The organism is Cohnella laeviribosi DSM 21336, from assembly GCF_000378425.1.
In the GTDB taxonomy this organism is placed as follows: domain Bacteria; phylum Bacillota; class Bacilli; order Paenibacillales; family Paenibacillaceae; genus Cohnella; species Cohnella laeviribosi.
In genome coordinates this window covers 1-15781 of record NZ_KB899837.1, presented here as the reverse complement: position 1 = coordinate 15781, position 15781 = coordinate 1, and the positions used below count along the sequence as shown (strand labels likewise).

The window sequence follows — 15781 nt, the reverse complement described above, 5'->3', positions numbered from 1 at the left end:
CAACCGTTTTCTTATCTGCGCAAGTTATTGTTCCGGAGGATCTTTGTCCGGCAACTGCTTCACGTAGCTGTCGGACAGCCGCAGAAGCTCCAGCGCGCGCTCGAACTGGTCTTCGGTAATGCCGCTTTCGCTGGTGGAGTTGTCCTCAAGCGAGTAGTGCACGCCGTCGTCGTAGCCGCTGCCCGGAATGAACAGGTGGCTGTCGTCGATCACCGAACCGGAAGGCAAGTAATACCGTTCCGGAAGCAGGTTCTGCGTCGAGTTGAGCAGATCCTGGCCGAAGTGAATTTGCTGGTCCAGCGGGACGCCCAGCAGGTTGGCGACCGTCGGCAGAATGTCGACCTGACCGCCCGTTTGCTTGAATTCGGACGGATACGTAATGCCCGTCGAAGCCACAATAAGCGGGATGTTGATCATATCGGTGTAGCCGTAAGGGCGTCCGTAAATTTCCTCCATCAGCGCCTTCTCGTTGTTGTCCAGGGAGTAAATCGGCAAACCGAGATGGTCCCCGTAGATGACGATTACGCTGTTGTCCCAAACGCCGTTCGCCTTCAGTTCGTCGATAAATTCGCCCAGTGCATGGTCGGCATAGTTTTGCGCCCGGATGTAGTCGCCGACAAACGTTCCTTCGAACCGTTCGGGCAGCTTCATGTAATATTTGTCTTCCGGAATCGTAAACGGATGATGCGCGGTCATGGAAATGACGTGGGCGTAGAACGGCCGGTCCGCATCGTCCATCTTCTTCAGCTCCGGAGCCGTTTTCCGGTACAGCACTTCATCCGACGCGCCGAAGAACACGGCGTCTTCCGTTCCGAAAAAGTCCTTGTCGTAGTACCGGTCGAAGCCGACCGCTTTGTACAGTTCGCCGCGGTTCCAGAACTCCACCACGTTGGTATGGAACGTCGCCGTATCGTAACCGTGCGAGGCAAGCAGCTTCGGCAAGCTCGGCAGCGCCTTCTTCACGTAATTCATCGTGGCCGCGCCGTGCGGCGGAATATAAAGTGAAGTGTTCACGACATATTCGGCATCGGACGTATTGCCCTGGCCGACCATTTGATAGAAATTCGAGAAATAGAAGTTTTCCTTCGCCAGCTTGTTCATGTTCGGCGTAACTTCCTGACCGTCGATCTTCAGGCCGATCAGGAAGTTCTGGAACGATTCCAGCTGGATGATAATCAGGTTTTTGCCCTTGGCCGCCTGCCAGAAGGACGGATGCTGAACCGGCTGCACGCCTTTCAGCTTATCGATGGCCGCTTGGGTAATCTCCTTCTTGTCCACGATCTCTTCCTCGGACTGGTCGAGAATCGAGTACAGCTCGTAGTTAAGAATGCCCATCTCCTCGGCCTTCGTCCGTTCATTCATGCTGGCGCGGTTCGGGAGAATGTTGAACAGGCACAGAATGACCGACAGCGTGAACAAGGCGCCGATCACTTTCCGGTTTTCCCGGCGGGCGCTCATCCGTTTCCAGTTCTGAACCTTTTTGCTGGAAAACAGCATGATGCCCAAAATGACGACGTCGATGAAAATCAGCACGTAATAAGGATCCATCAAGGAAAATACGCTGTTGCTGACGGCCGTCACCTGGTTGACCTGTTCGAGCGCGTGGTAGGTGGCGATTACGCCGTAGTATTTATAGTACATAAAGACGGAAAACAAGATCGCCGTAATGAACAGGTTGACCAGCAAATACCAGGCCAGCTTATGCTTGCGGGAAAACCATTCGATCAGGCAGAACAGAATCCAGAAAAACGGAATTTCGGTAAGCACCGTCCGCCAGGACGGGCCGTCGTCAAAGATGACGAACCAGGCCAAACAGCTTTTCAGCAATAAGATAATCGTAAAAAAAACGAACGGCTTGTTCCGCAGCAGCTTGTGAGGCGGAAGCAGCGACATGAAAAACCCTTCCTTTCTCCTTTCCGAATCGGGCGTAAGCCGCAAGGCAATTCCAACTCAAACCAAAAAACAGGCCGACGTACGGGTGAATCGCCTGCTTTTTTCAACGCCAATGTTTACGTTCCCGAAATCATGCATTAACATTATGCGACGCCTGGAGAGCAATGTCAAAGGAGCCTTGCGGCAGCCATATCGGAATCAGGGGAAAGATTCGGTGCTCGCGGCCGTTTTTTCAAGGAAAATCAAGCTTTACGGCGCCATGTTCGGCATTTGTTCAAAAGCGGGCTCACAATGCGCTTCAACGCCGCTCCCGTGCTTTGAAATCCCCCGTTGCGGCCTGCGGCAGCCGGACGGCAACACCCAATTTGTGCAGCTTTTCACAAAACGTTCACGTTCCCGGCCTCCCGCTGTGATTTCGGTCACAGTGGTGAGGCTTTGTTGCTTTTAAGATGAGGTCAGAAATCGATTCAATCCAATGTTGGAGGGAATTGGAATGACCAAAGGCTGGGGTGTGCTTACAGGGTGGATGATCGCGGCGGCGCTGGCGCTGACCGCCTGCGGCGGAGGTGACGCAGGCGGCCAGACGGGCGGGGCGTCCTCCTCGCAACCGGCGTCTTCCGCGTCTTCGGCCGCGGCCGGATCGACGAAGGCGATCACCGTCAAGGCCAGCAACTTCAAGTTCGACCAAACGGAGATCAAGGTCGCGAAGGGCGAAACGATCGCTTTGACGCTGGAGAACGAGCAGGGCAACCATTCGCTCAAAATCGACGGCTACGACAAGACCGTCAAAGGCGGCAAGACGGTGACGTTCACGGCCGACCGGACGGGAGAATTCAAGTTTTATTGCGACGTGATGTGCGGTTCCGGCCATGCGGACATGGTCGGCAAGCTGATCGTGGAATGATCCGCGATCGGGAAGGGAGGCAGGAACATGGCGCAACCTGCAACAACGGACAACAAACCGCAACCGGCCGGTTCCGAGACGGGCGTTCCGAATCCGGAACCGGCGTCGCTCAAGGGAGCGTTCGTCTCCGTCATGCTGCTCGGCGCCTTTCTCGCGCTGGCCTGGGTGTCCGTTTTTATTCTGTACGTTCACAGAAGTTAACCGACTATCGCGAGGAAGCGAGAGGAGCGCACTATGCACATACATCGGTTGGAAAAAATATGGCTTGTTTTCGGCATGTCGATGCTGGCGGTGTTTCTGATCATGCTCGGCGTATCCGCTTTCGCGATGGGCATGCAAACGCCGGGCAGCGCGCATGCGCATGCGCTCGATCCGACCCGGCTCGAGGAAACGGCGCCTTTCGACAAGCCCGGCGTGACGCAAACCGGGGACAAAGAGTATGAAGCCGTCCTGATCGCGTACGGGTTCGGCTTCAATCCGGATAAGATCGAGATTCCCGCCGGCTCGACCGTGAAATTCACCGCGACCAGTTCCGACGTCGTGCACGGCTTCGAAATTCCGGGCACGACCGTCAACTTCATGGTTCTTCCCGGGGAAGTCAGCCATCTGTCCTACACGTTCGACAAGCCGGGAGAGTATCTAATCTTGTGCAATGAATATTGCGGCGTCGGACATCAGTCGATGTTCGCGAAGCTGATCGTCACTTAACAGGCCGAAAGGACGAAAACTATGCACTCGACATTTGACCGGAAAGACGGCAAACTCGTGCTTGCCCATTTGCTGTTCGCCTACGGAGCGCTTTTGCTCGGGGGCGTCTGCGGCATGCTGCAGGGCATGGTGAGGAGCGGCTCGATCACGCTGCCGGGCGGCATCGGCTACTACCAGCTGCTGACGGCGCACGGCGTGCTGATGGCGCTGGTCTTTACGACGTTTTTCATTATCGGTTTTCTGTATTCGGCAATCAGCCGGACGATGGGCGGAAAGCTCGGCGAAGCCTCCCGGAGCATGGGCTGGATCGGCTTCGCGCTCATGGGGGCCGGAACGGTTCTCGGCACGATCCTGATTTTGCTGAACAAAGCGACCGTGCTTTATACGTTCTACGCTCCGCTCAAAGCCTCGCCGTATTTTTATATCGCGCTCGTGCTCCTCGTGGTCGGCAGCTGGATCAGCGGCTACGGGGTATTCGCTCAGTACCGCAAATGGAGAAAGGAGAACGGAGGCAAGCTGACGCCGCTGCTCGGCTTCATGGCGGTCGTCACGATGCTGATGTGGCAGATCGCGACGCTCGGCGTGGCGGCGACCGTGCTGCTTCAATTCATTCCGTGGTCGTTCGGATGGACCGATACGATCAACGTCTTGCTCAGCCGCACGCTGTTCTGGTATTTCGGGCATCCGCTCGTTTACTTCTGGCTGATGCCGGCTTACATGTGCTGGTATGTGATCATTCCGAAAATCATCGGCGGCAAAATTTACAGCGACGCCCTTGCCCGGCTGTCGTTCATTCTGCTGCTGCTGTTCTCGATTCCGGTCGGCTTCCACCATCAGCTCATGGAACCGGGCATTTCGCCCTTCTGGAAATTCCTGCAGGTGGTGCTGACCTTTATGGTCGTCGTTCCGACGCTCATTACGGCGTTCTCGCTGTTCGCCACCTTCGAGCTGAACGGACGGGCGAAGGGAGCGAGGGGCCTGTTCGGCTGGGTGCGCAAGCTGCCCTGGAAGGACGTCCGCTTCTTCGCCCCGTTTATGGGCATGCTCGTGTTCATCCCGGCGGGAGCCGGCGGGCTCATCAACGCCAGCAACCAGATGAACGCCGTCGTTCACAATACGCTATGGGTGACGGGCCATTTTCACCTGACGGTGGCGACAAGCGTCGCGCTGACCTTCTTCGGCATCGGCTACTGGCTTATCCCGGCCGTAACGGGGCGCGTCCTGACGGCGGCCATGAACCGGCTGGGCATCGCGCAAACCGTGCTTTGGTGCCTCGGCATGCTGTTCATGTCCGGTGCGATGCACGTCTCCGGCCTGCTTGGCAACCCGCGGCGGACGGATTATACGACGTACAACGACAGCCCGGAATCCGTGCTGTGGATGCCGTATCATACGGCGATGGCGGTCGGCGGCATCATTTTGTTCATCAGTCTGCTGGTGCTGATCCGGATCGTCGTCGGACTTTTGAGATCGCCGAAGGGGAAAACGGAGTATCCGATCGGAGAAGTGTACGACAACGCCGAAAAAACGCCCAGACTGTTCGAGCGCTGGGGCCTGTGGATCGCGGTGTCGGCCGTGCTGATCGTGGTGGCGTACACCGTCCCGTTGATCGGCATGATCGCGGGCGGCTCGGAATCGCCCGGATATGTCATGTGGTAGCCTATAAGCAAATAAAGAGGATTCGGTTCCGGCGCGCCGGGACGAATCCTCTTTTATTTGTCGCGCGTTTCCCATGTGCGCAACAGCTTGCGGTAAATCACCACCATCTGATGGATCTCCTCCGCGTCCAGCGGAGCGAACATCTTTTCCATCAGCGCGACTCTTTTCTCCTGCAGTTCTTTCAGCGCGGCTTCGCCCGCCTCGGTAATTTCCAGCAGCACGACCCTGCGGTCGTTCCTGTCGCCCACCCGCCTTACAAAGCCCATCTTGACGAGCTTGTCGGAAATCACCGTCATGCCGCCCGAAGTCACGCCCAGCGTCTGGGACAAATAGGTGCTCGATTTCGGGCCTTCCGCAACGAGAATGTCCAACGTTTGAACCTGGCTTAAAGAGAGCTCCTTCGGATTGTCTTTAGACCATTCCTGCTTCCACATCCGGCTGTACCGCCGCAGCATGTTGAACAGCTCGATGACTTCTTCCTGCCTCGTTGCCACGATTGTGCCCCCAATTCGACGATATAGCCCGATTTTCTCATATATTGCCCATTATCGCCAGTAAAATCGTGAAAAATCGCGAATTATTGGGGAATGAGAGGATGAAATTTCCGAATTTTTCGCGCTCCCGTTCGAGACGGCCGAATGCGGCGGGAGAAGGCTCGACCGGGCTCCGTACAATACGCACATGGCGATCGTGGCGCCGGCAACGGTTAAAATCCCGAGCGCGCGCCGGAGCGGCGGCGTAAGCTCGGCAAGGCGGACTTCGGAGAGCCTGAACCGGTACGGTTTGCGCAGCTGGACCGCGTACAGCGCGGCGGCCAGGCAAGCGGCGGCAAGTACGGGGGTCCAGTCCGGCCGAATGCCGGAACGCGCCAAGATGGAATTGAAAAGCGAGGCCAAAGCGCCCAATACGGCTGCCTGATAAGGGAAGACGATGAGAGAGTGCACCGCGGGCGATTGGGGGCTGGGTTCCCGTACCTCGCGGTCCGCCTGCTTCGCGGCTTTCAACGGGCCGTTTCGCAGGGCGGCGATGCGCGGAAGGGAAAAGGCGAGAATGAACATGACGGGAAGCAGCACCGGCAGCAGTTGCAGCGCGATCGCGTCCCGCGCTTCGGACCATCCGGAAGATCTCCAGGTCCCAATCGCCGTGACGGTCATGCCGAAGACGGCAAACAGCAGCCAAAAGCTCCAGGTCAACGGTTTTCGGGCTTTGCGCCGCAAGCGCCCGGCGCTCCCGCCGTGCCGCAGCCCGGCCGCGCCCGAAGCGGCCAGCCAGCCGGCCAGCGCGATGATCGCCAACCAGACGCTTCCTGCATAGCTCCACGCTGAGCTCATGATCGAATCCCTCCGGATGTTTGTCCGATTTCGCCAAAGATTTAGGTCTGCTCGATGCGAATGCTTCCGGTATCGGTTTTCACCTTGATGACTTCAGGGCTGATGCCCTTCTGTTCCGGCGCGCGAATGGAGCCGGTATCGGACTGCAGCTCGTAGAAGCCGTCAAAGGCTGCAGGCAAGTATACTTTCACGCTTCCCGAATCCGAATGGATTTCGGCGCTCGACGTGTCCGCCTTGCGCAGCTGGATGCTGCCGGAATCGGAGGACAGCGTGCTTTCGCCTGTCAGCTGCTGAACGCGGATGCTGCCGGAATCGGAGGAGACCGCAAGCTCCGCCTCGATCCGTTCCGCCTCGACGCTTCCCGAATCCGATTTCAGAACGAGCCGTCCGCCTTTGTAATTTTGAATCCGGATGCTTCCGGAATCGGTCGAAAGCTCTGCGGAGCCGGCGGAGGCGCCTGTAAGCCGGATGGAGCCGGAATCGGCCCGCAGCTGAAGCTTTTCCAGCGTTTCGGGATCGGACAGCCGGACGGTTACGTGATGGCGCTCGTTCCAACTCCCCCAGTCGAAGAAGCGAAAGCTCTCGCGCGGATCGAGGTCGAGTTCCAGCCGGCCGTCCCGAATCTGCGCTTCGGAGAGCCGCTTAACCGTTTCCGGCTCGGCCTTGCCTTCCATCACGATCGAGTCGGCTCCTTGCCCGGCGGCTTCGAATTCCACGTTCAGGCCTTGTGACCGGCTTCGGATCGCAAGTTCGCGGAGCTCGCCCGGGCCGAGCTTCCATTCGTGGCGGTAATCCTCCGACGTCGTGCCGGAATACAAATAAAATAAAGCCGCGCAGCCGATGGCGATCAGGATAAGTCCGAACGCGGTGTACAACCTTCTCTTCATCATACGTGCCAATCCCCCGATCCATGTATTCATGTTGCCATTGTACACAAGAAAAGACATTCCACGAACCTGCGGGGGAAGGAGAGGCGACCTGGACTTTAGTAGGGGGTGCCTGGGAAATCTCGGATGGCTTCGAATTCGTCCAGTTGCGGCATTCAAAAAAACGGGCTCCTTCCGTTCAAAAAAAATTCACAACTCCATGTTTTTGTCACATTTTTGTGATATAATATTCACAGATAGCGTTTGCACGGGAGGAGGAATACGCATGCATAACCGTGATATGTCCAGAATGCTGAAATGGATTGCGGCGGTGGTCATTGCGTTAGGCATCGTTTGCTCTGCGATCAACATTGCGGAATTCAACGATAAGAATCTGGGCCTGATGATCGGGATCGGCTTTATGATCGGCGGCCTGCAGATTTTGATTTTCGGAGTCGCGGCTCCTCTGATGCAGAAGAAGCAGGAGACGAAGGAGAATTCCGCGGATCCGACCAAGAAATTGGCTTAAGCCGGGCGCGGCTGCGCCTGGGCGGAGAAGTGGCGGCTCGCGCCGGGAGAACCCCCGGCGCGAGCCGTTTTTGGTTTGCGGAGGCAATCGCGGAACGGAGGACGAACGGCTGAACGGTGAAAAAAGGCGGATGGAAACCGGCATATATTGGCATGGCAATCGGGGTTGAAGCCTGGCTTCACCCCTTTTTTTGGCCAAAATTCGACATACGGCAAATCGGTGAACAAATTATTGCGAAATTGAGACGGTTCCATGACGCCTTTGTTAACTGTGCGCTACTTCACAAGACTTTTTGGTATAACAGAGATGATCGATCAGAAACACGGCCATCTTTGCCGTCGGCGGTCAAAGTGGCAGCGAGGAAAGGGGAGTTTAATATGAAGAGAGGGTATCGGCGCCTCGCCGCTACGATATCGCTGGCTGCGATGGCTTTCATGCTGGCGGGCTGCGGCGACAAGATGGGGGTGCTCAACCCGAAAGGGGCTGTCGGCAAGGAACAGCTTGATCTCATTATCATTTCAACGGTTCTGTGCCTGATCGTCGTCGTGCCTACGCTCGTCATGGCATTCTGGATCGCTTGGAAATACCGGATCAAACGCAAGCAAAAAACCGACTACCAACCGGAATGGTCCCACAACACGAAAGCCGAAGCGTTCATGTGGGGGATTCCGCTCGTCGTCATTATCGCGCTGGCAAGCATAACCGCGCATTATACTTACAAGCTGGAGCCTTCCAAGCCGCTTAAGGCGGAGGCCGAGCCGATCACGATCCAGGTCGCTTCGCTCGACTGGAAATGGCTGTTCCTCTATCCGGAGCAGGGCATCGCTACCGTCAACTATTTGCAGTTTCCCGATAACGTGCCGGTGCGTTTCGAATTGACGTCCGACGCGCCGATGAACTCGTTCTGGATTCCGCAGCTCGGCGGACAAATTTATACGATGTCGGGCATGAAGATGAAGCTGCATCTGATCGCGGACGAACCCGGGGAATATTTCGGATCGGGCGCCAACTTCAGCGGCGAGCACTTCGGAGCGATGCGGTTCGTGGCGAAGGCGACCTCGCAGGACGAATTCGACAAGTGGGTGCAAGAAGTGAAAAACAGCTCGCCCGCGTTGACCAAAGAAGGCTACGACAAGCTCGCGCTTCCGGGCGTTTCCGACAAGCAATTCTTCTCCTCGTTCCCGGACGGCCTGTTCGATTGGATCGTCGTCAAGTACGGATCGGGCGGACACGGCGGTCACGCCGACTCCTCGTCCGAAAAGGGCGAAAGCCACGGGCATTCGGAGCATTCGGAAGCGATGGTCCGGACGGCAACGGCTTCCGAAGAACATGCGCATCATCATGACTAAGCAAAGGAGGGAATCCCATGTGGCAAAATATTAAGGACTTCGCCGCGGACTTTTTCGTGACGGGGGACCCGCTCATTTACGGAGCCGACGTTGCCATTGTGCTGACGATGGCCGCGATCGTGTTCGTGCTTACGTATTTCAAAAAGTGGAAATGGCTGTGGACCGAGTGGCTGACGACGGTCGACCACAAGCGCATCGGGATCATGTATGTCATCGCCGCGCTGCTGATGCTGTTCCGCGGCGGCGTCGACGCGCTGCTCATGCGGACCCAGCTCGCGTTTCCGAACAACGAGTTTTTGTCGCCGGAGCACTATAACGAAATTTTTACGACGCACGGCGTCATCATGATTCTGTTTATGGCCATGCCGCTCATGTTCGGCTTGTTTAACCTCGTCGTGCCGCTGCAGATCGGCGCGCGCGACGTCGCGTTCCCGTTCCTGAACGCCCTTAGCTTCTGGCTGTTCTTCTGGGGCGCGATGCTGTTCAACATCTCGTTCGTCATCGGCGGTTCGCCGAATTCCGGCTGGCTCGCTTATCCGCCGCTGTCGGGAACGATGTTCAATCCGGGCGTCGGGCAAGATTTCTACATTTGGGGCATTCAGATATCGGGTATCGGCAGCTTGATGACCGGGATCAACTTTATCGTGACGATTCTGAAAATGCGCGCGCCCGGCATGAAGCTGATGAAGATGCCGATGTTCACCTGGTCGGTTCTCGGCAGCTCTCTGGCGATCATTCTGGCTTTCCCGATTTTGACCGTTACGATCGCGCTGCTGTTTGTCGACCGCTACTTCGGGGCGCACTTCTTTACCCTCGACGGCGGCGGCAATCCGATGATGTATATCAACCTGATCTGGATGTGGGGACACCCCGAGGTTTATATCGTCATTCTCCCCGCATTCGGGATTTACTCGGAGGTTGTCGCGACATTCTCCAGGAAAAAGCTGTTCGGCTACAAATCGATGGTATTCGCGATTATGGCCATCAGCGTCGTGTCCTTTATCACCTGGGCTCACCACTTCTTTACGATGGGTTCCGGCGGGGACGTCAACGCCTTCTTCGCGATCTCGACGATGATTATCGCGATCCCGACGGGCGTCAAGGTGTTCAACTGGATATTTACGATGTACAAGGGGAAAGTATCGTTTGAAACCCCGATGCTGTGGACGGTCCTGGGCTTTATTCCCTGCTTTGTCGTCGGCGGGATGACCGGCGTCATGCTGTCCGTCGCGCCTGCGGACTTCCAGTTCCACAACAGCTACTTCCTGATCGCGCACTTCCACCAGACGCTGATCGGCGGCGTTGTGTTCGGCTACATCGCGGGCCTGATTTACTGGTGGCCGAAAGTATTCGGCTTCAAGCTCAACGAACGCCTGGGGAAATGGTCGTTCTGGTTCTGGAACATCGGTTTTTACGTCTGCTTCATGCCGCAATACGTCGTGGGCCTGATGGGCATGACGCGGCGCCTCAGCACGTACGGCTGGGATACCGGCTGGTGGGAACTGAACTTCGTGTCGACGATCGGGGCCTTCCTGATGGGAGCCGGCTTCCTCCTGCAGGTATGGCAAATTCTGCACAGCATCAAATTCATGGAGCGCGACACGACGGGCGATCCCTGGAACGGCCGCACGCTGGAATGGTCGATTCCGTCGCCTGCGCCGGTTTACAACTTCGCGCGCATTCCGCATGTGGAGGAAATGGACGATTGGTGGGAGCAAAAGAAACGCAGAGAAAACGGGGTTGCACCCAAGCCGCTTCCGCCGCTTGAACCGATCCACATGCCGAAAAATTCGGGCATCCCGTTCATCAAGTCGTTCTGCTGGTTCGTGGCCGGCTTCGGCCTCGTGTTCGACTGGCTGTGGATGGCGATTCCGGGCTTCATCGGCGTAGCGGTCTGCATGCTGGCGCATTCCTTTAACTACGATACGGACTATTACATTCCGGTCGAAGAGATCGAACGTACGGAAGCCGCGGCGAGGGGGGCAGTCTGATGGCAAACAACAACAATCACGCAGCGGCGCATGCCCACGCCGGAAATCACGGGCACGACGGGCATCACGATCTGGAATCCCTGCGCCTGATGGGCTTCTGGATTTTCCTGATCACCGACTGTATCCTGTTCGGCACGCTGTTTGCGACTTTCGCCGTGCTGCGGGAAAATACGGCCGCCGGTCCGACCGGAAGCGAAATGTTCGAGATGGCCGGCATTATCGCGGAGACGTTTATCCTTTTGACCAGCAGCTTCACGAGCGGCTTGGCGCTGTTGTCCATGAACCGCGGCGACAAAAAGGGCCTGATCGGCTGGCTGGCCGTCACGGCGGCGCTCGGCGCCTGCTTTATCGGTCTTGAGTTGAACGAATTCGTCCACCTGGTGCACGAAGGCGTCACGATTTCGACGAGCGCTTACTGGTCGGCGTTCTATACGCTGGTCAGCACGCACGGAATTCACGTCACGATCGGCCTGTTCTGGATGATTGCGATCATGATCCAGCTGGGACGGCACGGCATCACGCCCGTCACCCGGCGCAAGGTCAACGTGATCGGCCTGTACTGGCACTTCCTTGACGTCGTCTGGATCTTCGTCTTTACCGTCGTATATATGCTGGAGGTGATGTAAGATGGCGCAGCAACATCCGCATTCGCACGGAAGCCACGGTGCGCACGGCGAATCGCACGAGGCGCACGGCTCGCTGAAGTCTTACGTCATCGGTTATGTGCTGTCTCTTATTCTAACGATTATCCCGATCGTTTTCGTCCTGAACGACATCGTGGAGGGGACCGCGGCGGTCGTGCTGCTGTTCGTCACCGCCATCTTGCAGTTCGTCGTGCAGCTCTTCTTCTTCATGCATCTTCGCGAAGAGTCGAAGCCGCGCTGGAACCTGATGACGCTTCTGCTCGGCCTGATGATTGTGTTGATCATCGTCGTCGGCTCCATCTGGATTATGCTGAACAACCAGGTCACATACTGAGAAAAAACGGGCGCCGTCCGCTCATCCACAGCCGGATGAACGGGCGGCTTTCTTTGTGTGCCTTGTCCATGCGGCCGGGCTGCGCGTTTGCTCCGTTCCGGTTTGCGTTTTACAATAGGAGAGAGACAAATGGGGTTCGGGCGGAAAGGAGTGTGCGAGCGAATGCATTCTGCCGCATGGATGCAGGGAGCGTCTCTGCTGGCTTCGCTGATCGGAGGCTGCGCGATTATCGCCATCCGGCTGCGCTCTTCGCGCAAGCCGGCCACGCTGCGAAAAATCATCGCGCCTCCGCTCGGGATGGCGACCGGTTTTCTCATGTTTCTGTTCCCCGCCGCGAGGGTGCCGTGGACATGGGGATTTGCCGCCTTCGCGGCCGGGGCGCTGCTGTTTTCGTACCCGCTGATCGCGACTTCGCGTTTCGAGGTGTCGAACGGCGCGATCTATTTAAAAAGATCCCGGTTGTTCATCGTCCTGATCGTCGCTTTGCTTGCGGTGCGGATTTTGCTTCACGACGTCGTGGAGCATTACGTCACGATTCCGCAAACGGGCGCGCTGTTCTTCTTGCTGGCGTTCGGGATGATACTGCCCTGGAGGCTGGCGATGGTGCGGAACTATATGCGAACGGCAAAGGAAGCGGGGCTGTACCCGGTCTCCAAAGCCGGTGCGGACAAGCGGTAGCGGCGGCGCCCGCTCCGGCTTTGGAAAGGCGGGACGGAATGCCGGGACGCTCAATCCGATCCGGAAATTTTGGCGAAGGCGCGCACCAAGTCGGCGGCGGGGTACGCGCCTGACAAGGCATATTTGCCGTCGATCACAAAAAACGGAACGCCGGTAATGCCCATCTTCTGCGCCCGCTGCAAATCGGCGTTCACTTCCGCCTCTCCTTCGCCTTTCGCCAGTCTGCCGGCCAGATCGCCGGCTTCCAGGCCAAGATCCCCCGCGATTTCCAGCAGCACGTCCCGATCGGCGATGTCCTTGCCGAATTCGAAATAGGCGGTCATGACCGCATCGATCCATTCTTCCCGCCGGTTCTCGGGCACAAGATACGTCAAGCGGTGAGCCAGCACCGTGTTCGGCATGCGGGTGACGCGGTCGAACCGGAACGCGACCCCGACGTCTGCGCCCGCTTGCGTCACTCGTTCCAGCATCGGCGCGAGCCGATCGGGACCGCCGAATTTTTTCTCCATCAACGGTTTGAACGGAAGCCCTTCCGGCGGCAGCGTCGGATCGAGCAGAAAGGCGTGGTAGCTGACGGTTACGCCGTCGCCCGGGGATTGCGACCACTCGAGGATGGCGTCTTTCAAGTTCTTTTTGCCGATACGGCACCAGGGGCACACCATATCGGAATACATCTGAATATGCACATGACTCACCCCGACAATCGCAGTGTTTTTTCACCCAGTATGACAGACTGCATTCCGGATGACAATGTGCGGCTTCGTGCGCGCGATGGTTGCGCGATGGTAAAATACAATGCATAAGGGAGCAAAGGGAGGTTCATCATGAAACTAGCCGTCGACTCCACCGTGGAATTGCTTAACGGCGTTGAAATGCCGCGGCTCGGGTTGGGCGTTTGGAGGACGCCTGCGGGCGAGGATACGGAGCGGGCGGTCCGGGCAGCGCTCGCGGCCGGTTATCGCAGCATCGACACCGCTTCCCTGTACGGCAACGAGGCCGACGTCGGCCGGGCCATCCGGTCTTCGGGCATTCCGCGCGAGCAAATCTTTGTCACGACCAAGGTGTGGAATACCGAGCAAGGGTACGACCGGACGCTCGAGGCGTTCGAAAACAGCCTGAGCCGGCTGGGCTTGGATTATGTCGATTTGTATTTGGTGCATTGGCCCGTCAAGGACAAATACAAGGAAACGTACCGCGCTCTGGAAACGTTGTACGAGATGGGGAAGGTACGGGCGATCGGGGTCAGCAATTTCCACATTCACCATCTGGAGGACCTTATGGGCTCCTGCAAAATCAAGCCGATGGTCAATCAGGTGGAGCTGCATCCCCAGCTTACGCAAAAGCCGCTTCTTGCCTTCTGCAATCGGGAAGGGATTCAGGTCGAATCGTGGCGTCCGCTCATGCAGGGCAGGCTGGATTCGCCGCTCTTGAAGGAGCTGGCGGACAAGTACGGCAAGACGCCGGCGCAAATCGTCATCCGCTGGCATCTCCAGCTCGGTCTGGTTACCATTCCGAAGTCGGTCCGGGCGGAGCGGATCGCCGAGAATGCCGACGTGTTCGACTTTAGGCTGTCGCACGAGGACATGCTCCGCATCGACGGCATGAACGAGGACAAGCGGTACGGACAGGACCCGGATCATTTTGTGTTCTGAACGGTTTGTCGGCATGGCCGCGCTCCGGCGGACCCTGTTGACAACATCAACTGTAATTGATATTATTACAGTAATCACCGGGGAGGCTGCTAAATATGAACAGCGAATTTATTATAGCGGTTCACAGTCTCGTGCTGCTGGCGCATCGGCCGGATGGCATGGCTTCCAGCGAGGAGATTGCCGCGAACGTGTGCACGCACCCGGCCCGGATTCGCAAGGTGCTCGGCTGCCTGCGCAAGGCGGGGTTCGTTTCGACGCGGGAAGGCTCCGGCGGCGGTTACCGGATATGCAGCGAGCCGTCCGAGGTGACGCTTGCCGATGTCTACCGGGCTATGGCGGCCGGATCGCTCATGCCGAGCTGGTGCAGCGGCAATCCGGAGATGGACTGCATGGTCGGATCGAACATGCAGGATGTCATGAATTCGGTGTTTTGCGGCGCGGAACGTCAGCTAGAGAACTATTTTGCCGGAATCACGATCGGGCAAATGCTGACCCGCATCAAAGAACGCCAGATGGCGTAGCGAGCTTTGGCCCGCTTTCGACGCTTGAGGTGAAACGGAAGCTCAAGCTTCCGGTTTATCTATACTTGATTTAACCATCACCCATTATTCCGAGGAGGAGTGGAGATCAATGGCAATCGCGGTCACGAAAGACAACTTCGATGCTACCGTTGCTGAAGGCGTATCCCTGTTGGACTTCTGGGCGCCTTGGTGCGGCCCTTGTAAAATGCAGCTTCCGATTGTTGAGGAACTGTCCGAAGAACTGAAAGGCCAAGCCACGATCGCGAAGGTAAACGTGGACGAAGAGCCCGAACTGGCTTCGAAATTCGGCGTAATGAGCATTCCGACGCTGATTCTGTTCAAGGACGGCCAACCGGTCGACAAGCTGGTCGGCCTGCAAAGCAAAGAATCGCTCAAAGCGAAAATCCAAAGCCAGCTTTAATTCGCTGCGCTTAAGGGGCTGTCTCAAAGGGTAATCCCCGGCCGGCCCCAAGAACAATGAAACCTCCAAAATCCGCTGCAAAAAGCGGGTTTGGAGGTTTGTTTTTTAATCCGGCTCGTCGGAGGGGAAAGCCGGCGCTGTAGTTGCTACAACGGCAACTGCAAAGCTTGATTTCGCGCAAACCTTCGTTTTAATTGCTATAGCGGCACAACACTTCGCTCAAACCTGACATGGAACGAAAGTGTCGACAAATAAAAACTTCATCCACAAATCTTACTGTAAATGTAAAAGTGAGAAGACG

General features: G+C 57.1%; 19 protein-coding genes. 14 read left to right on the top strand and 5 right to left on the bottom strand.

All coding sequences use genetic code 11. The features are described from left to right. Window positions 1–24 precede the first annotated feature (24 nt). Window positions 25–1893 carry an LTA synthase family protein gene (locus F560_RS0116650; RefSeq protein WP_019006895.1) on the bottom strand — a complete coding sequence of 623 codons (1869 nt, stop codon included), beginning with the start codon at window positions 1891–1893 and terminating at the stop codon, window positions 25–27. Here F560_RS0116650 and F560_RS25645 point away from each other — a divergent pair. The 5 genes from F560_RS25645 to F560_RS0116630 are packed head-to-tail and all read left to right on the top strand — an operon-like array spanning window position 1892 to window position 5164. Beyond that, entirely contained in the window at window positions 1892–2341 is a 450-nt protein-coding gene (locus tag F560_RS25645; protein ID WP_156829030.1) for a hypothetical protein, read from the top strand. The two genes, F560_RS0116650 and F560_RS25645, sit on opposite strands and share 2 nt — an antisense overlap. 45 nt (window positions 2342–2386) lie before the next feature. After that, window positions 2387–2797, top strand: coding sequence for a cupredoxin domain-containing protein (locus tag F560_RS0116645; RefSeq protein WP_019006894.1), 411 nt, complete (start codon window positions 2387–2389; stop codon window positions 2795–2797). 27 nt (window positions 2798–2824) lie between these two features. Beyond that, window positions 2825–2998, top strand: coding sequence for a hypothetical protein (locus F560_RS25640; RefSeq protein WP_019006893.1), 174 nt, complete (start codon window positions 2825–2827; stop codon window positions 2996–2998). 33 nt (window positions 2999–3031) lie between these two features. Next, window positions 3032–3505 carry a cytochrome c oxidase subunit II gene (locus F560_RS0116635; RefSeq protein ID WP_026298347.1) on the top strand — a complete coding sequence of 158 codons (474 nt, stop codon included), beginning with the start codon at window positions 3032–3034 and terminating at the stop codon, window positions 3503–3505. 21 nt (window positions 3506–3526) lie between these two features. Beyond that, window positions 3527–5164: a b(o/a)3-type cytochrome-c oxidase subunit 1 gene (locus tag F560_RS0116630; protein ID WP_019006891.1), complete on the top strand. Its 1638-nt coding sequence runs from the start codon at window positions 3527–3529 to the stop codon at window positions 5162–5164. Between the two features lie 53 nt (window positions 5165–5217). Here F560_RS0116630 and F560_RS0116625 read toward each other — a convergent pair whose 3' ends face one another. From F560_RS0116625 to F560_RS0116615, 3 genes are read right to left on the bottom strand one after another with little or no spacing between them, the layout of a single operon-like run. Then, window positions 5218–5658 carry a MarR family winged helix-turn-helix transcriptional regulator gene (locus F560_RS0116625; protein WP_019006890.1) on the bottom strand — a complete coding sequence of 147 codons (441 nt, stop codon included), beginning with the start codon at window positions 5656–5658 and terminating at the stop codon, window positions 5218–5220. Between the two features lie 51 nt (window positions 5659–5709). Further along, window positions 5710–6495: a hypothetical protein gene (locus tag F560_RS0116620; protein WP_156829029.1), complete on the bottom strand. Its 786-nt coding sequence runs from the start codon at window positions 6493–6495 to the stop codon at window positions 5710–5712. Between the two features lie 41 nt (window positions 6496–6536). Further along, window positions 6537–7385: a DUF4097 family beta strand repeat-containing protein gene (locus F560_RS0116615; RefSeq protein ID WP_019006888.1), complete on the bottom strand. Its 849-nt coding sequence runs from the start codon at window positions 7383–7385 to the stop codon at window positions 6537–6539. A 262-nt stretch (window positions 7386–7647) separates the two neighbouring features. On the opposite strand from F560_RS0116615, the gene F560_RS0116610 reads away from it, so the two are divergent. The 6 genes from F560_RS0116610 to F560_RS23515 all read left to right on the top strand — a co-directional run bounded on the left by F560_RS0116610 (window position 7648) and on the right by F560_RS23515 (window position 12886). After that, window positions 7648–7890, top strand: coding sequence for a hypothetical protein (locus F560_RS0116610; protein ID WP_019006887.1), 243 nt, complete (start codon window positions 7648–7650; stop codon window positions 7888–7890). 377 nt (window positions 7891–8267) lie between these two features. Further along, the gene (cyoA, locus tag F560_RS0116605) at window positions 8268–9239 is read left to right on the top strand and encodes a ubiquinol oxidase subunit II (protein ID WP_019006886.1); all 972 of its coding nucleotides are present in this window, start codon (window positions 8268–8270) and stop codon (window positions 9237–9239) included. Window positions 9240–9256: 17 nt separating this feature from the next. Next, window positions 9257–11230, top strand: coding sequence for a cbb3-type cytochrome c oxidase subunit I (locus F560_RS0116600; RefSeq protein ID WP_019006885.1), 1974 nt, complete (start codon window positions 9257–9259; stop codon window positions 11228–11230). Then, entirely contained in the window at window positions 11230–11856 is a 627-nt protein-coding gene (gene cyoC, locus F560_RS0116595; RefSeq protein ID WP_019006884.1) for a cytochrome o ubiquinol oxidase subunit III, read from the top strand. Before F560_RS0116600 ends, cyoC begins: the two co-directional genes overlap by 1 nt. 1 nt (window position 11857) lies before the next feature. Beyond that, window positions 11858–12208, top strand: a complete 351-nt coding sequence (gene cyoD / locus F560_RS0116590; RefSeq protein ID WP_019006883.1) for a cytochrome o ubiquinol oxidase subunit IV — start codon at window positions 11858–11860, stop codon at window positions 12206–12208. Between the two features lie 162 nt (window positions 12209–12370). Continuing rightward, on the top strand, window positions 12371–12886 hold the full coding sequence (locus F560_RS23515; protein ID WP_051088353.1) for a CcdC family protein: 516 nt from the start codon (window positions 12371–12373) through the stop codon (window positions 12884–12886). Between the two features lie 50 nt (window positions 12887–12936). Here F560_RS23515 and F560_RS0116580 read toward each other — a convergent pair whose 3' ends face one another. Further along, entirely contained in the window at window positions 12937–13572 is a 636-nt protein-coding gene (locus tag F560_RS0116580; RefSeq protein WP_019006881.1) for a DsbA family oxidoreductase, read from the bottom strand. 138 nt (window positions 13573–13710) lie between these two features. Between F560_RS0116580 and F560_RS0116575 the strand changes: the two genes are divergently transcribed. The 3 genes from F560_RS0116575 (at window position 13711) to trxA (ending at window position 15480) form a co-directional block, all read left to right on the top strand. Further along, window positions 13711–14538 carry an aldo/keto reductase gene (locus F560_RS0116575; protein WP_019006880.1) on the top strand — a complete coding sequence of 276 codons (828 nt, stop codon included), beginning with the start codon at window positions 13711–13713 and terminating at the stop codon, window positions 14536–14538. A 95-nt stretch (window positions 14539–14633) separates the two neighbouring features. Continuing rightward, entirely contained in the window at window positions 14634–15059 is a 426-nt protein-coding gene (locus tag F560_RS0116570) for an RrF2 family transcriptional regulator (RefSeq protein WP_019006879.1), read from the top strand. Between the two features lie 109 nt (window positions 15060–15168). Continuing rightward, window positions 15169–15480 (top strand): thioredoxin, encoded by a 312-nt coding sequence (gene trxA / locus F560_RS0116565; protein WP_019006878.1) that lies wholly within the window; start codon window positions 15169–15171, stop codon window positions 15478–15480. Window positions 15481–15781 lie beyond the last annotated feature (301 nt).

Coding starts and splice junctions, on each gene's coding strand:
- trxA (WP_019006878.1), top strand. CDS start 15,169: ATGGCAATCGCGGTCACGAAAGACAACTTCGATGCTACCGTTGCTGAA.
- F560_RS0116635 (WP_026298347.1), top strand. CDS start 3,032: ATGCACATACATCGGTTGGAAAAAATATGGCTTGTTTTCGGCATGTCG.
- F560_RS0116645 (WP_019006894.1), top strand. CDS start 2,387: ATGACCAAAGGCTGGGGTGTGCTTACAGGGTGGATGATCGCGGCGGCG.
- F560_RS0116575 (WP_019006880.1), top strand. CDS start 13,711: ATGAAACTAGCCGTCGACTCCACCGTGGAATTGCTTAACGGCGTTGAA.
- cyoD (WP_019006883.1), top strand. CDS start 11,858: ATGGCGCAGCAACATCCGCATTCGCACGGAAGCCACGGTGCGCACGGC.
- F560_RS25640 (WP_019006893.1), top strand. CDS start 2,825: ATGGCGCAACCTGCAACAACGGACAACAAACCGCAACCGGCCGGTTCC.
- F560_RS0116600 (WP_019006885.1), top strand. CDS start 9,257: ATGTGGCAAAATATTAAGGACTTCGCCGCGGACTTTTTCGTGACGGGG.
- F560_RS0116570 (WP_019006879.1), top strand. CDS start 14,634: ATGAACAGCGAATTTATTATAGCGGTTCACAGTCTCGTGCTGCTGGCG.
- F560_RS0116630 (WP_019006891.1), top strand. CDS start 3,527: ATGCACTCGACATTTGACCGGAAAGACGGCAAACTCGTGCTTGCCCAT.
- F560_RS0116650 (WP_019006895.1), bottom strand. CDS start 1,893: ATGTCGCTGCTTCCGCCTCACAAGCTGCTGCGGAACAAGCCGTTCGTT.
- cyoC (WP_019006884.1), top strand. CDS start 11,230: ATGGCAAACAACAACAATCACGCAGCGGCGCATGCCCACGCCGGAAAT.
- F560_RS0116615 (WP_019006888.1), bottom strand. CDS start 7,385: ATGATGAAGAGAAGGTTGTACACCGCGTTCGGACTTATCCTGATCGCC.
- cyoA (WP_019006886.1), top strand. CDS start 8,268: ATGAAGAGAGGGTATCGGCGCCTCGCCGCTACGATATCGCTGGCTGCG.
- F560_RS0116610 (WP_019006887.1), top strand. CDS start 7,648: ATGCATAACCGTGATATGTCCAGAATGCTGAAATGGATTGCGGCGGTG.
- F560_RS23515 (WP_051088353.1), top strand. CDS start 12,371: ATGCATTCTGCCGCATGGATGCAGGGAGCGTCTCTGCTGGCTTCGCTG.
- F560_RS25645 (WP_156829030.1), top strand. CDS start 1,892: ATGAAAAACCCTTCCTTTCTCCTTTCCGAATCGGGCGTAAGCCGCAAG.
- F560_RS0116620 (WP_156829029.1), bottom strand. CDS start 6,495: ATGAGCTCAGCGTGGAGCTATGCAGGAAGCGTCTGGTTGGCGATCATC.